The 14,228-nt window shown below is 67.8% G+C and carries 12 protein-coding genes and 1 tRNA gene; 10 read left to right on the plus strand and 3 right to left on the minus strand.

Annotation, left to right across the window (positions count from 1 at the left end):
- Window positions 1-274: 274 nt before the first annotated feature.
- The 9 genes from GIY56_RS01950 (at window position 275) to GIY56_RS01990 (ending at window position 10,126) form a co-directional block, all read left to right on the plus strand.
- Window positions 275-1,492 carry an efflux RND transporter periplasmic adaptor subunit gene (locus tag GIY56_RS01950; RefSeq protein ID WP_196053516.1) on the plus strand — a complete coding sequence of 406 codons (1,218 nt, stop codon included), beginning with the start codon at window positions 275-277 and terminating at the stop codon, window positions 1,490-1,492.
- Complete coding sequence (locus tag GIY56_RS01955; protein ID WP_230312220.1) at window positions 1,492-3,444, plus strand: MacB family efflux pump subunit; 1,953 nt, start codon at window positions 1,492-1,494, stop codon at window positions 3,442-3,444. The genes GIY56_RS01950 and GIY56_RS01955 overlap by 1 nt, the downstream gene beginning before the upstream one ends.
- A gap of 151 nt (window positions 3,445-3,595) precedes the next feature.
- Window positions 3,596-4,570: a tripartite tricarboxylate transporter substrate-binding protein gene (locus tag GIY56_RS01960; RefSeq protein WP_154763124.1), complete on the plus strand. Its 975-nt coding sequence runs from the start codon at window positions 3,596-3,598 to the stop codon at window positions 4,568-4,570.
- Between the two features lie 51 nt (window positions 4,571-4,621).
- A complete protein-coding gene (locus GIY56_RS01965; protein ID WP_154763125.1) occupies window positions 4,622-5,086 on the plus strand; it encodes a tripartite tricarboxylate transporter TctB family protein in 465 nt (154 codons plus the stop codon).
- Between the two features lie 10 nt (window positions 5,087-5,096).
- Window positions 5,097-6,605: a tripartite tricarboxylate transporter permease gene (locus tag GIY56_RS01970; protein WP_154763126.1), complete on the plus strand. Its 1,509-nt coding sequence runs from the start codon at window positions 5,097-5,099 to the stop codon at window positions 6,603-6,605.
- Window positions 6,606-6,623: 18 nt separating this feature from the next.
- Window positions 6,624-7,580, plus strand: a complete 957-nt coding sequence (locus tag GIY56_RS01975) for a Bug family tripartite tricarboxylate transporter substrate binding protein (RefSeq protein WP_230312222.1) — start codon at window positions 6,624-6,626, stop codon at window positions 7,578-7,580.
- Window positions 7,581-7,657: 77 nt separating this feature from the next.
- Complete coding sequence (locus tag GIY56_RS01980; RefSeq protein ID WP_154763128.1) at window positions 7,658-8,641, plus strand: DUF808 domain-containing protein; 984 nt, start codon at window positions 7,658-7,660, stop codon at window positions 8,639-8,641.
- Between the two features lie 67 nt (window positions 8,642-8,708).
- Window positions 8,709-9,809 (plus strand): M4 family metallopeptidase, encoded by a 1,101-nt coding sequence (locus GIY56_RS01985; protein WP_154763129.1) that lies wholly within the window; start codon window positions 8,709-8,711, stop codon window positions 9,807-9,809.
- A 35-nt stretch (window positions 9,810-9,844) separates the two neighbouring features.
- Window positions 9,845-10,126: a protealysin inhibitor emfourin gene (locus tag GIY56_RS01990; RefSeq protein WP_154763130.1), complete on the plus strand. Its 282-nt coding sequence runs from the start codon at window positions 9,845-9,847 to the stop codon at window positions 10,124-10,126.
- A gap of 149 nt (window positions 10,127-10,275) precedes the next feature.
- Here GIY56_RS01990 and GIY56_RS01995 read toward each other — a convergent pair whose 3' ends face one another.
- The 3 genes from GIY56_RS01995 to GIY56_RS02005 all read right to left on the minus strand — a co-directional run bounded on the left by GIY56_RS01995 (window position 10,276) and on the right by GIY56_RS02005 (window position 12,850).
- Window positions 10,276-11,334 carry a DUF475 domain-containing protein gene (locus GIY56_RS01995; protein ID WP_154763131.1) on the minus strand — a complete coding sequence of 353 codons (1,059 nt, stop codon included), beginning with the start codon at window positions 11,332-11,334 and terminating at the stop codon, window positions 10,276-10,278.
- Between the two features lie 521 nt (window positions 11,335-11,855).
- Window positions 11,856-11,930 (minus strand) — tRNA-Asn (locus GIY56_RS02000).
- A gap of 59 nt (window positions 11,931-11,989) precedes the next feature.
- Window positions 11,990-12,850 carry an MBL fold metallo-hydrolase gene (locus tag GIY56_RS02005; protein ID WP_154763132.1) on the minus strand — a complete coding sequence of 287 codons (861 nt, stop codon included), beginning with the start codon at window positions 12,848-12,850 and terminating at the stop codon, window positions 11,990-11,992.
- A gap of 34 nt (window positions 12,851-12,884) precedes the next feature.
- Here GIY56_RS02005 and GIY56_RS02010 point away from each other — a divergent pair, with 34 nt between their 5' ends.
- A complete protein-coding gene (locus tag GIY56_RS02010; protein WP_154763133.1) occupies window positions 12,885-14,228 on the plus strand; it encodes an ATP-binding protein in 1,344 nt (447 codons plus the stop codon).

A 14,228-nucleotide genomic window follows, 5' to 3' on the forward strand; every position in this document is an offset into this window, starting at 1 on the left:
CCCCCCCCCCCGCGACAGGCTGACACGGGCGCCCTAGCCATGGGTCGCGGCGTTGATGACGAGGTTGCGGACCGCGCTTCAAGGACAGCGGTTCCGCCAGCACCACCGCCGGGACCAGGGACCGCACCGTCACGGGATGGCCCAGGGCACGCAGTTCCCCCGCGACATCCAGGTTGGTTTGCAAATCCGCCCCCCGGGACGGACCGCCGCATTGGATTCCCCGGGCCGGACGTTATCTAGGGGTCAAGGGATGCGGGAAGGCAGGAACAGGCAGATGCGGTTCGGATTTCGTCATGGGGTGATCGCGCTGGCGATGGGCGGCGCGCTGGCAGCGGGGGCGGCGGCGGTCGGCGTGGGCCAGCCCACCGGCGGCAGCGACGCGCCCGTGATCACCACCCCCGTCACCCGCGGCGATATCGAGGTGACGGTGCTGGCCCAGGGTACGCTGAAGCCCCGCAACCTGGTGGCCGTGGGCGCGCAGGCCTCGGGGCGGATCACCAACATCGCGGTCGAACTGGGACAGGCCGTGCAAAAGGGCGACCTGATCGCGGAAATCGATTCGGTCAACCAGCGGAACGCGCTCAAATCCGCGCAGTCGGATCTGGCCGTCGCCCGCGCCCAGCGGGTCGAGCGGGAAGCGACCCTCGATCTGGCGGAACGCACGCTGGACCGGTTGGAGAAACTGCAGCGCAGCAACCTGTCCCTGCAACTGGAATACGACACGGCGGTGTCCGACGTGGCCGTGGCCCGCGCCCAGATCGAGGCGCTGGACGCGCAGATCGCCCAGGCCCAGGTCGCGATCGAAACGGCGCAGGCGAACCTGTCCTATACCCGCATCACCGCGCCCGGCGACGGCACGGTGCTGGCGATCACCGCCCAGCAGGGCCAGACGGTCAACGCCGCGCAATCCGCCCCCACCATCGTGGTCCTGGGCGATCTGACGCAGATGGAGGTCTTCGCCGAGATCTCGGAAGCCGATATCGGCCAGGTGGAACCGGGTCAGCAGGTCTGGTTCACCACCCTGGGCGCGCCCGACCGCCGCTATGACGCGGTGCTGGAGGCCGTGGCCCCTGCCCCGGAAAGCATCGTCAACGACCCCGGCATCAGCGGTGCCAGCAGCGCGTCGTCCGCCAGCGCCACCTCCGAGGCGATCTATTACAACGGCCGCTTCACCGTCCCGAACCCCGACGGCACCTTGCGCACCTCCATGACGGCCGAGGTGCATATCGTCATGGGCACCGCGCAAGACGTGCTGACGGTGCCGGCGATGGCGCTTGGCGCGCCCGACGGCCAGGGCCGCTATCACTTGCAAGTGCAGGCCAGCGACGGCGCGCTGGAGGACCGGGTGGTCAGCGTCGGCCTGAACGACAAGGTCATGGCCGAGATCACAGAAGGCCTGGCCGAGGGCGAGAAGATCGTCACCGGGACCGGCAGTGCCGACGGCGATGGCCCGGCGCGCAACCCGATGATGCCGCGCGGGATGCGGGGCTGATGCCCATGGACGACCAGCCGATCATCCGGTTGTCCGGCATCGGGCGCAGCTATCCTTCGGGCGAGGGCAGCCTGACCGTGCTGCGCGACGTGGACCTGTCGATCCGCCCCGGCGAGTTCGTGGCGATCATGGGCGCATCCGGTTCGGGCAAGACCACGCTGATGAACATCCTGGGTTGCCTCGACCGCCCCAGCACCGGCAGCTACCGCTTTGCCGGCCAGGACATCGGCGGGCTGGACAGCGCCCAGCTGGCCGCGCTGCGGCGCGAACGCTTCGGCTTCATCTTCCAGCGGTATCACCTGCTGCCGGAACTGACCGCGCTTGGCAACGTGGAGATCCCGGCCATCTACCGGGGCGAGGCCGCGTCCGACCGCAGGGCGCGGGCGGCGCGACTTCTGGACCGCCTGGGCATGGGCGCAAGGCTGGGCCACCGCCCGGCAGCCCTGTCGGGCGGCCAGCAGCAGCGCGTGTCCATCGCCCGCGCGCTGATGAACGACGCCAGCGTCATCCTGGCCGACGAACCCACCGGCGCGCTGGACAGCCAGAGCGGCGAGGACGTGCTGTCCATCCTGTCCGAACTGAACGCCGACGGGCGCACGATCATCATCGTCACCCACGACCCCAAGGTCGCCGCCCGCGCCCGCCGCATCATCGAGATCAGCGACGGCCGCATCATCGCCGACCGCCAGAATCAACCCGGCACCGTCCCCGTCCGCCGCGACAAGGCGGCCCCCGGCGCATCCGCCCTGCCCGGCTCGGCCTTCTGGGAGGCGCTGCGCATGGCGCTGGTGTCGATGCGCGCCCACAAGCTGCGCAGTTTCCTGACCATGCTGGGTATCATCATCGGTATCGCCTCGGTCGTGTCGGTGGTGGCGCTTGGCGAAGGCTCGCGCCAGCAGGTGCTGGCGAATATTTCCAGTCTGGGGACCAACACGCTGGAGGTCTTTCCGGGCCGCGACTTCGGCGACATGCGGTCGGGCCGGATCAAGACGCTGGTGGCCTCCGACGCCGAGGCGCTGGCCCGCCTGCCATTCGTCGCCGCGGCCACGCCCGGGATGGCGACCGCGGCGACGGTCCGCTTTGGCGGGACCGAGGCCAATGCCCAGATCAGCGGCGTGGGCGGGGATTACTTTGCCGTCACCGGATCGACGATCATCGCGGGCCGCGGCTTTTCCCCCACCGCCATCGCCCGCATGGCGCAAGAAACGGTGATCGACACCAACACCCGCGACAGCCTGTTCGCGGACCGCACGGACAGCGGCGTGGGCCAGGTGATCCATGCGGGCAACGCCCTCTTGCGCGTGGTCGGCGTGGCGGAAATCGCGTCCCGCGGGCCGGGGGGTAGCCAGAGCCTGCGGCTTTATGCGCCCTATACCACCGTGCAGGCGCGCTATCTGGGGACCGGCACACTGTCCAGCCTGACCCTGCGCATCGCCGACGATGCCGACATGGGCGCCGCGCAATCCGCCGTGACCGAATTCCTGACGCAGCGGCACGGCACGCAGGATTTCTTCATCGTCAACACCGACGAGATCCGCCAGACCATCACCAGCACCACCGGCGCGCTGACCCTGCTGGTTTCCGCCATCGCGGTGATCTCGCTTGTGGTGGGGGGCATCGGGGTGATGAACATCATGCTGGTGTCGGTCACGGAACGGGTGTCGGAAATCGGGCTGCGCATGGCGGTGGGCGCGCGGCGCAGCGACATCCTGCAACAGTTCCTGATCGAGGCCGTGCTGGTCTGCATGATCGGCGGCGTGCTGGGCATCGCGGCGGCGTTGGGCTTTGGCCTGCTGTTCGACCGGTTCAGCACCAGCTTTTCCATGATCCAGTCGCCCGGCGCGATGGTCGCGGCGCTGGTCAGTTCCACCCTGATCGGCATCACCTTCGGCTTCCTGCCCGCCCGCAGCGCCTCGCGCCTGGATCCGGTGGCGGCGCTCTCCAAGGGATGAGGGCCGCGCCCGCATGACGCGGCGGAAAACCGGCTGGCCCGACAAGGGCTTCGGAAAAAACCATTTGTGTCGGGCCGGATTGCTGTCGCAATCTGATCCCAGCATGGCGGCACGGAGGAGCGTGCCGTCCGCAACCCGTCTGGGAGGACACATGACCCTATCCAAGTTGATGGCCGGGCTTTTCGCGGCCAGCGTCCTGACCGCGCCTGCCTTCGCCCAAACCTATCCCGAACGCCAGATCACCATGGTCGTGCCCTTTTCCGCGGGCGGGCCGACCGACACCGTGGCCCGCCTGGTCGCCGAACGCATGTCCGCCGACCTGGGCCAGCAGATCGTGATCCAGAACGTGGGCGGCGCGGGCGGCACGCTGGGCGCGGGCCAGGTCGCCAATGCCGAGGCCGACGGATACACGGTGCTGCTGCATCACATCGGCATGGCGACCTCGGACACGCTGTATCGCAACCTGGCCTATGACACGCTGGACGCCTTCGAATACGTGGGCCTTGTCACCGAGGTGCCGATGGTCGTGACCGCGCGGGCCGATTTCGAGCCTGCCGATTTCCCGGCCTTCGTGGAATACGTCAAGGCCAACGCCGATTCGCTGACGCTGGCCAATGCGGGCATCGGCGCGGCCAGCCACCTGTGCGGGATGCTGCTGATGCAGGCGCTGGAGGCGCCGCTGGTCACGGTGCCGTATAAAGGCACCGGCCCCGCGATGACCGACCTGCTGGGCGGCCAGGTGGACATCATGTGCGACCAGACCACCAACACCACCCAGCAGATCAAGGCGGGCACGATCAAGGCCTATGCCGTGACCACGCCCGAACGCCTGCCCTTGTTCCCCGACCTGCCGACGGCGGCCGAATCCGGGTTCGAGGCGATGCAGTTCGGCATCTGGCACGGCATCTATACCCCCAAGGGCACCGCGCCCGAGATCAACCAGCGCCTGTCCCAATCGCTGCAAAAGGCGCTTGCCGACGAAGGCGTGGCGCAGGCCATGGCCGACCTGGGCACCGCGCCCTCCAGCGCCGAGGACGCCACGCCCGAGGCTTTGAAGGCCAAGCTGGAAGCGGAAATCGCCCGCTGGAAGCCGGTGATCGAGGCGGCGGGCGTTTACGCCGACTGATCCAGGCGCCCGCCGCCATTCCGGCGGCGGGCCATGCGGCAAGGGGGGATCATGTCCACGAAACCGAAAGACGGCACCGACATCGCGGCAGGCCTGCTGTTCATGGCCATCGCCGCCTTTTTCGGCTGGCAAGGCCTGGGGCTGGACATGGGAACCTCGACCCGGATGGGACCGGGCTATTTCCCGATGGTCCTGTCAGGCCTGCTGTTCGTCCTGGGCGCGGTGATCCTGTTCAAGGCCTTCGGGCGCGCCGATGACGAACCCTTCGGGCGCATCGCCTGGCGGGGCATCGGGTTCATCCTGCCCGCGCCGATCTTCTTCGGCCTGACGGTGCGCGGCCTGGGGTTTGTCCCCGCACTGTTCGTGACCACGCTGATCGCCACGCAGGCGTCCGTGCGGATGCGCCCGCTGCCCGCGCTGGTGCTGGCCGTGGCGGTGACGATCCTGTCCACGCTGATCTTCTCCTATGGCCTGGGGCTGCCCTTCCGGCGCTTCGGCCCCTGGCTGCCGTTGTAGAGGGGCGCGCATGGACCTGCTTTCCAACCTCGCGCTTGGCTTCGGCGTCGCGTCCTCGTTGCAGAACTTGATGTTCTGCCTGATCGGGGTGCTGCTGGGCACGCTGATCGGCGTGCTGCCCGGCATCGGCGCCACCGCCACCATCGCCATGCTGCTGCCCATCACCTTCCAGCTGGAACCGGTGTCCTCGCTGATCATGCTGGCGGGGATCTATTACGGCGCGCAATACGGCGGATCGACCACGGCGATCCTGATCAACATGCCGGGCGAAAGCAGTTCCGCCGTCACCGCCATCGACGGATACCAGATGGCGCGGCAGGGACGCGCCGGCACGGCGCTGGCTGTCGCGGCGTTGGGGTCGTTCTTCGCGGGCAGCGTGGCGACCTTCCTGGTGGCGATCTTCGCCCCGCCCCTGACCGCCATCGCGCTGAAGTTCGGCGCGGCGGAATATTTCAGCCTGATGGTCATGGGCCTGGTGATGTCGGTGGCCCTGGCGCACGGCTCGGTGCTGAAGGCGCTGGCGATGGTGGTGCTGGGCCTGCTGCTGGGCATGGTCGGCACCGATGTCTATACCGGCGCGCCGCGCTTCACGATGGGCATGACCCAGTTCGCGGACGGGCTGAACTTCGTGGCCGTCGCCGTGGGCGTCTTCGGCATCGCGGAAATCCTGCGTAACCTGGAGGATGAACACGACCGGCAGGTGATGACGAAGAACATCACCCGCCTGTTCCCCTCGCGCGACGAGTTCCGCCAGATGGTCGGCCCCGTGCTGCGCGGCACGGCTGTCGGCTCGGTCCTGGGCATCCTGCCCGGCGGCGGCGCGATCCTGGCGGCCTTCGCCAGCTACACGGTGGAAAAGAAGCTGTCCAAGCACCCCGAGGAGTTCGGCAAGGGCGCGCTGGCCGGTGTCGCGGGGCCTGAATCCGCCAACAACGCGGGCGCGCAGACGAGCTTCATCCCGCTGCTGACGCTGGGGATCCCCGCGAACCCGGTGATGGCGCTGATGATCGGGGCGATGATCATCCAGGGCATCGTGCCGGGGCCGAACGTGGTCAGCGAACAGCCGCAGCTGTTCTGGGGCATCATCGCGTCGATGTGGATCGGCAACCTGATGCTGGTGGTGCTGAACCTGCCCCTGATCGGGCTGTGGGTGAAGCTGCTGACCGTGCCTTACTTCGTGCTGTTCCCGATCATCATGGCGATGTGTTCGATCGGGGTCTATTCGGTCAACTCGAACCCTTACGACCTGTTCGCCGTCGCCTTCTTCGGCCTGCTCGGCTACGTCATGTCCAAGCTGCGCTGCGAACCCGCGCCCTTGCTGCTGGGCTTCGTCCTGGGTCCGCTGCTGGAGGAGAACCTGCGCCGGGCCATGATCCTGTCGCGCGGCGATCCCACCACCTTCGTCACCCGCCCCATCAGCGCGGGCCTGCTGGTCCTGTCGCTGGCCGTCCTGGTGCTGGTCTTCCTGCCCCAGATCCGCAAGCGCCGGGACGAGGTCTTCACCGAAAGCGACGCCTGAACCATGAAAGGATTGCCCATGATCACCCGCCGCATCCTGCTGGGAACCGCCCTGGCCCTTAGCCTGGCCGGGACCGCCGCCGCCGAATACCCCGACCGTTCCATCACCCTGGTGATCCCCTTCGCCGCCGGCGGGTCCACCGATGTGGTGGGCCGCATCGTCGCGGAACGCATGTCCCAGGAACTGGGCCAACAGGTCGTCGTCCAGAACGTCGGCGGCGCGGGCGGCAGCTTGGGCGCGCAACAGGTGGCCCAGGCCGAACCCGACGGCTATACGATCCTAATGGGCACGGTCGCCACGCACGCGCTGAACCCGCTGATCCTGAAGCAAAAGCCCTATGACCCGGTGGCGGATTTCGCACCCGTGTCGCTGCTGGTGCTGGTGCCGAACGTGCTGGCGGTGAACCCGGAACTGCCGGTCAACACCGTGCAGGAGCTGATCGACCTCGCGAAAAAGGAACCGCTGGCCTATGCGTCCTCGGGCAACGGCACCCCGCTGCACCTGTCGGGCGAGCTGTTCAAGGCCATGGCGGGGGTCCAGATCGACCACATCCCCTACAAAGGGTCTGGCCCCGCGCTGACCGATGTTCTGGGCAACCAGGTGCCGATCATCTTCGACAACCTGCCGTCCGCGTCCGGCCACATCAGCAGCGGCAAGCTGCGCGCGCTTGGCGTGACCACGGCGCAGCGCGCGCCCTCCTTCCCCGACGTGCCCGCCATCTCTGAGACCCTGCCGGGATACGAGACCTATTCCTGGAACGCCCTCTTCGCCCCCGCAGGCACCCCGCCCGAGGCCATCGAGGCTCTTGCCGCCGCAGCAAAGGCCACCATGGCCGACCCGGCAGTCGCGGGACGCATGGCCGAGTTCTCCGCCACCATCGTCGCCTCGACGCCTGCGGAACTGGCCGAACACGTCAAGGCCGAGATGGCGAAATGGGAACCGGTCGTGCGGGACGCAAACGTCACCATGGAGTGAACCAGATCGACCCGCAGGGGTTGCTTTCGGCGTGATCCGCGCCAAGGATCGCGCCGGATACAGCCGACGGGGGATGGATGAGCGGACTTCTGGCACTTCTGGACGATGTGGCGTCCATTTCCAAGGTCGCGGCGGCGTCCATCGACGACGTGGCGGGCCAGGCGGTCAAGGCCGGGGCCAAGGCGGCGGGCGCGGTGATCGACGACGCGGCGGTGACGCCCAAATACGTCCACGGGTTCGACGCCAGCCGCGAAATCCCCATCGTCTGGAAGATCGCGCGCGGGTCGCTGTTCAACAAGCTGGTGATCCTGCTGCCGGTCGCGCTGCTGTTGTCGTCCTTCGCGCCCTGGGCCATATCGCCCCTGCTGATGCTGGGGGGCGCCTATCTGTGCTTCGAAGGCGCGGAAAAGGTCGCCCATGCGCTTGGCTATGGCGACAAGCACGACAGCGAGGAACACACCCACCCCGACGGCGACGGCGCGGCGCTGGAAGAAGCGCGCGTGGCGGGCGCGATCAAGACCGACTTCATCCTCTCGGCCGAGATCATGACCATCGCCCTGGCAACCATCCCGGCCTCGGACACGCTGATGATGCGGGCGCTGATCCTGGCGGTGGTCGCGGTGGGCATCACCGCAGCCGTCTATGGCTTTGTCGCCCTGATCGTGAAGGCCGACGATGCGGGCGTGCATCTGGCAAGGCGACAAAACGGCCTGTCCTCGGCCCTGGGGCGGGGCATCGTCAAGGTCATGCCCCGCTTCATGAAGGTCCTGACGGTTGTCGGCACCGCCGCGATGATCTGGGTCGGCGGGCAGATCGTGCTGCACGGGCTGGCGGAACTGGGCTGGTCCGCCCCCTATGACTGGGTCCACCACCAGGCCGAGGCCGCCGCCCACGCCGTCCCGCAGGCCCCCGGCCTGACAGCCTGGGCCGTGACCGCGTTCTTCGACGGCATCTTCGGGCTGGTCCTGGGCCTGATCCTGATCCCGGTGGCCCATTACGTCATCAACCCGCTGCTGCAGGCCACCGTCGCGCCGCTGATGGCACGGCTGCGGGGTGCGTGATGTTCTCATTTTGTTCCTGCTGAACCCGTGCTAACATCAGGCGAGTTTCCAGAACGGGATTCGCCTCATGTGCTTTTTACTCCACTGTTCGCATCACCATCCGATCACCTGCATCGTGCCGCCCTACATGCTGCGCGTGCTGGCCCTGCGGGGCGACGCCAAGACGGCGGAAATGGCGCGGACCCTGCTGAAGCAAACCGAGAAGCTGCGCGACGAACGCGACGAACTGACCCGCGCGGGCCTGCCCCCGGCCCATCCCATCAGCGGCGCCTATGCCGCGACCGCCGTCTCTCCGGCCGAGGGGTTGTGCTGCCCCGACCGCCGCATCCATGACGGCCAGTTCCGCGCCGCCCTGCCCGGCAAGCTGGTCCGGTCCGAAGGCGACGGCCCGACCGGCATCCCGGACGCCGACACCGCCTATGACGCGGCGGGCCAGGTCTTTTCGCTGTTCGCCGAGGAATACGGCCGCAACTCGCTGGATGGCGAGGGGATGCCGCTGGTAGCCACCGTCCACCACCGCCGCGATTACAACAACGCCTTCTGGAACGGCACGCAGATGGCCTATGGCACGGGCGACGGCAAGGTGTTCCGCACCTTCCTGGAACTGTCGGTCATCGGGCACGAGATGGCCCATGGCGTCATCCAGCATTCCGGCGGGCTGATCTATGAAAACCAGTCGGGCGCGCTGAACGAAAGCATTGCCGACGTGTTCGGTTCGCTGGCCCTGCAGCGCGCCCTGGGGCAAGAGGTGCATCAGGCCGACTGGCTGGTGGGCCGCGGCATCCTGGGTCCCGGGATCAACGGCGCGGCGCTGCGCAGCATGAAGGCGCCGGGCACCGCCTATTCCGACGACCTGCTGGGCCAGGATCCGCAGCCCTGGCACATGGACCACTTCGTGGCGACCAGCGACGACAACGGCGGGGTGCATATCAACTCGGGGATCCCGAACCACGCCTTTTACCTGTTCTGCGCCTATCTGGGCGGCCGCGCGTGGGAACTGCCGGGCCGGGTCTGGTACCGCGCGCTGCAAACGCTGAACAACCCGATGGCCAGCTTTTCGGACTGGGCGGACCAGACGATGGATGCCGCCATCGAGCTGACCAGCCGGGGCAGCATCGAGACCGTGATGCTGCGCCGCGCCTGGAAGCTTGTCGGAATCGCGATCTAGGCCTAGATTTCCCCCATCACCGGGGGATCGTCGCCATGATCATCGAAATCGCGGCGCAGGGCGGCTTTGGCGGCATCACGGCCGCCAGCCTGCGCAAGACCATCGACGTGTCCGACCAGCCCGAACGGATGCGCCAGGATCTGTGCGACGCGTTCGAGCCGGACCAGCTTGCCCGCCTTGCAAGCCGGCCCTGCACCAATTGCGCCGACCGGATGACCTATCGCATCACCGTGACCGAAGACCGCGGGACCCACAGCTTCACCCTGCGCGAGGCGCAGATCCCGCCCGAAATGCTGGATCTGATCGACCAGATGTAGAAAGCGCGACCAAGGCCGCGCCCCTTCACCTTTGCACGAATATCCCACGGGCTTCCGAGCGCCCGGAAAAAGGTCCAGTGGACCTTTTTCAGCGAGGAAGGGGCCGGCAGGCCCAAGCGGGGGTGTGAAACCCCCGGCGGCGTCAGCCGTCAGTGATGCGCCTCGCCCTTGTGGCGGCGGTTCCACATGATCGAGTTGACGAACGCCGCGCCGATGAACACCGCGCCCAGCAGGCCGGTCACGACCTCGGGCAGGTGCCACATGGTCTGGCCGAACATGATGATCGACAGGATCAGGATCGACCAGAAAGCGCCGTGTTCCAGATACCGGAACTCGGCCAGGGTGCCGCGTTCGACCAGCATCACGGTCATGGACCGCACGTACATGGCGCCGATCCCCAGGCCGATGGCGATCAGGAACAGGTTCTGCGTCAGCGCGAAGGCCCCGATCACGCCGTCGAAGCTGAAGGAGGCGTCCAGCACCTCCAGATACAAAAACCCGCCCAAGCCCACCTGCGCGGTGCCGCGCAGGGCGTCCTGCGACTGGCCCCAGCGGTCCAGGATGTGACCCAGGGCGTCCACGGCCAGAAAGGTCACGATGCCCCACATGGCGCTGTACATGAACAATTGCTCGTCGCGCACGGGCAGCAGCCAGACGAACAGCAGGATGATGACCAGCACGAAGCCCACCTCCATCCCGCGCACCGATCCGGCACGGCGCAGGGCGCGTTCGATCTTGCCGATCCAGTCCACGTCCTTGGACTGGTCGAAGAAGAAGCTCAGCGCGACCAGCATCAGGAAGGCGCCGCCGAAGGCCGCGATGGGCAGGTGCGCTTCCTTGATCAGTTCCGAATAGGCCTTGGGATCTTCCGCCGCCAGCCGGATCGCGGCAATGGGACCGATATGGGCGGCGACCACCACGATCAGCAGCGGGAACACGATCCGCATCCCGAAGACGGCGATCAGGATCCCCCAGGTCAGGAAGCGACGCTGCCAGGCGGGCGTCATTTCCTTCAGCTTGTTGGCGTTGACGATGGCGTTGTCGAAGGACAGCGAGATTTCCAGGATCGCCAGCACCACCGCGATCATGAAAAAGGATATGACGCCGGTCATGTTTCCAGTGAACCGATAGCCCAGCCATGCCGCCAGGGCGATGCCCACAACAGTGACGATCAGCGGCCAGCGCAAATAGGACAGGGACGAGCGCATGATTTTCCTCCTGTTCGGTGTCGCCCCAATAGGCGGATGGTCCCAAGCCGACAAGGGCCTTTGCGCCTTTTCGGCTGGCGAGGGGGCGGGCCTTCCCAGGGCCGGGTCCAGGCGTTGTCCTCGGCCATCGGTCCCGTGCCCGCAAGACGGGCCACCGCTGGATCATGGGGGAATGGGCCGGCACGCCAGGATCCGCATCCTGCCCCGGAGGACAGGGCCATCGATGGGCAGGAGAAGGGGACACCCGGGTCAGCGCATCAACCCCGGCTGTGGCGGCCTCACCCGAAGCGGCGTGATGGGGCATGAACAACCCCCCGTCGGGCGGAAATCGCTGGTCTCCAAAGGGGGGAGGGCCATGGCCGACTGGCATCCCCTCCATCCGACCCACCTTCGACGCCAGGTCAAACCTGTCGTCGGGTCCGCACGGACGGATGCTCAACCAAGCATTTGAGGAAGGTCGCTGACTTCATGGGGATCAGTCATCATCTTGCCCGCGAGCGTAGCGGAATGAGCAAGATCTATGGCTCCGGCGGTAGGGATCGAACCTACGACCAATTGATTAACAGTCAACTGCTCTACCGCTGAGCTACGCCGGAACACGGGGGCCGTATAGCAATGCCATCCGGGGGCGTCCAGAGGGAAGCATGACGTTTTTTCACAAAATCAGGAATTCCGCGCCACCGTGCAATTCGCCCACCGGCGCCACGGCGCCAAGGTCGGCCAAGGCCAGCAGATGCGCCAGGACGTTGCGGGTGGCGGCGGGCAGCAGGACGGGCGGCACGTCATAAAGGCGCCGGGCCAGGGTGGCCGCGTCCGCCGGACCATCCCGCAGGGCGGCAAGGATCTGGGCGGTGCGTTCGCGGCGGTGGGCGGCCAGTTCCGCCAGGCGTCGCAGCGGATCCTCGATCGGGTCTCCATGCGCGGGCAGCAGGCCGACGGGCGCGATCTGCGCAAGACGGTCCAGCGTGCGCAGGTAATCCGCCAGGTCGCCGTCGGGGGGCGAGATGATCGTCGAGGACCAGCCCATCACCACGTCGCCGCAGAAGATCCGCTCGCCCCATTGAAAGCTCAGATGGCCGCCGGAATGGCCGGGCGTGTGCAGCGCGGTCAGGCGCCAGTCCGAAGCCTCGATCACGTCGCCGTCGCGCAGGGTCATGTCGGGGGCGAAGGCCAGGTCCAGCCCCTCGCCCCCGCCGGTGGCGCCGCCGGCAAGGCGCTGCATCAGGGGCGAGCGGCCCGCCAGCGCATCGCCGAAGGCCAGCACCGGCGCGCCGGTCGCCCGGGCCAGCGCCTGCACGCCGGCGCTGTGGTCGCGATGCGCGTGGGTGACCAGGATGTGGCTGATCCGCCCCTGCCCTGCCCGGATGATCGCATCCAGGTGGCCGGGATCGTCCGGACCGGGGTCGATCACCGCCACCTGGTCACGGCCCAGCAGGAAGGTGTTGGTCCCCGGTCCCGTCAAGGGCGACGGGTTGGGGGCAAGGATCCGCAGCAGGTCTTTCGTCTGTCCGTCCATGCCGCTAGCCTTAGCACGACTGACAGGGGTTTCCATGGCGAACCACACGGAAGGCTGGCTCAAGGGCTTTTTCCCGCGCGGGCTTTACGGCCGCGCGGCGCTGATCCTGTTCTTGCCCACCGTCGTGGTGACGCTGGTCGTCAGCGTCATGTTCCTGCAACGCCATTTCGAGGGCGTGACCCGGCAGATGACCACCAGCATGGCGCGCGAACTGGCCTTTGTCGCCGCCCGGATCGACCGCGCCGGCGGGCAGCGCGACGCGGGCCGGGAAATCGCCGTCCCCCTTGGCATCGCCATCGGCGCCCCCGAAACCGAGGCCGGGGGCGACCAGCGGCTGTTCTATGACTTTTCCGGCCGCGTGGTGATCGAGGAACTGCGGACCCATCTTCCCGCCATCCGCGCCATCGACCTGGCGCGCGACGACAAGCGGGTGATCGTGACCATCGACGGCGCCGCCGGGCCTTACATGCTGTCCTTCGACCGCCGCCGGGTCAGCGCGTCCAACCCGCATCAGCTGCTGGTGCTGATGGTCTTCACCTCGCTGCTGATGACGGGGATCGCGACGGTGTTCCTGCGTAACCAGCTGCGCCCGATCCGGCGGCTGGCCGAGGCCGCCGAGGACTATGGCAAGGGCCGGATCGTGCCCTATCGCCCCTCGGGCGCGTCCGAGGTGCGCAGCGCGGGCGCGGCCTTCCTGGACATGCGCAACCGGCTGGAACGCCAGAACGAACAGCGCAAGATGATGCTGTCGGGGATCAGCCACGACCTGCGCACACCGTTGACGCGCCTGAGGCTGGGCCTGTCGATGATGTCGCCCGACCTGCCCCCCGAGGACGACGACCTGCGCGCGATGGAGGCCGACATCGCCGAGATGAACCGCATGGTCGATGCCTTCCTGGACTATGCCCGGGACGAGGCGCAGGACAGCGCGCCGGAACCGACGCCGGTGTCGGATTTCGTGGACAGCGTGGTGGCCGATGCGCGGCGCGCCGGCCAGCAGGTGGTGCTGCGGGGGCTGGAGGGCGACCCCCAGGGCCGGGCGACCTTCCGCCGCGACATGCTGCGCCGGGCGCTGGAAAACCTGCTGGGCAATGCCGCTCGCCATGGCACCCGCGCCGAACTGGACGCGACCCTGGGTCCGCGCAGCCTGCGCATCGGGATCGAGGACGACGGCCCCGGCATTCCTGACGACGCGATGGAGGCCGCGATGCGCCCCTTCACCCGGCTGGATTCCTCGCGCAACCGCAACGGCGGCGGGGGTGCGGGGTTGGGGCTGGCCATCGCGGCGGACGTGGCGCGCGCCCATGGCGGGCAATTGCGGCTTGGCCGGGGGCAGCGGCTTGGCGGACTGCGGGCGGAAATCGTCATCCCGCGATGA

The sequence above is a fragment of the Paracoccus lichenicola genome (genome assembly GCF_009708075.1).
In the GTDB taxonomy this organism is placed as follows: Bacteria; Pseudomonadota; Alphaproteobacteria; order Rhodobacterales; family Rhodobacteraceae; genus Paracoccus; species Paracoccus lichenicola.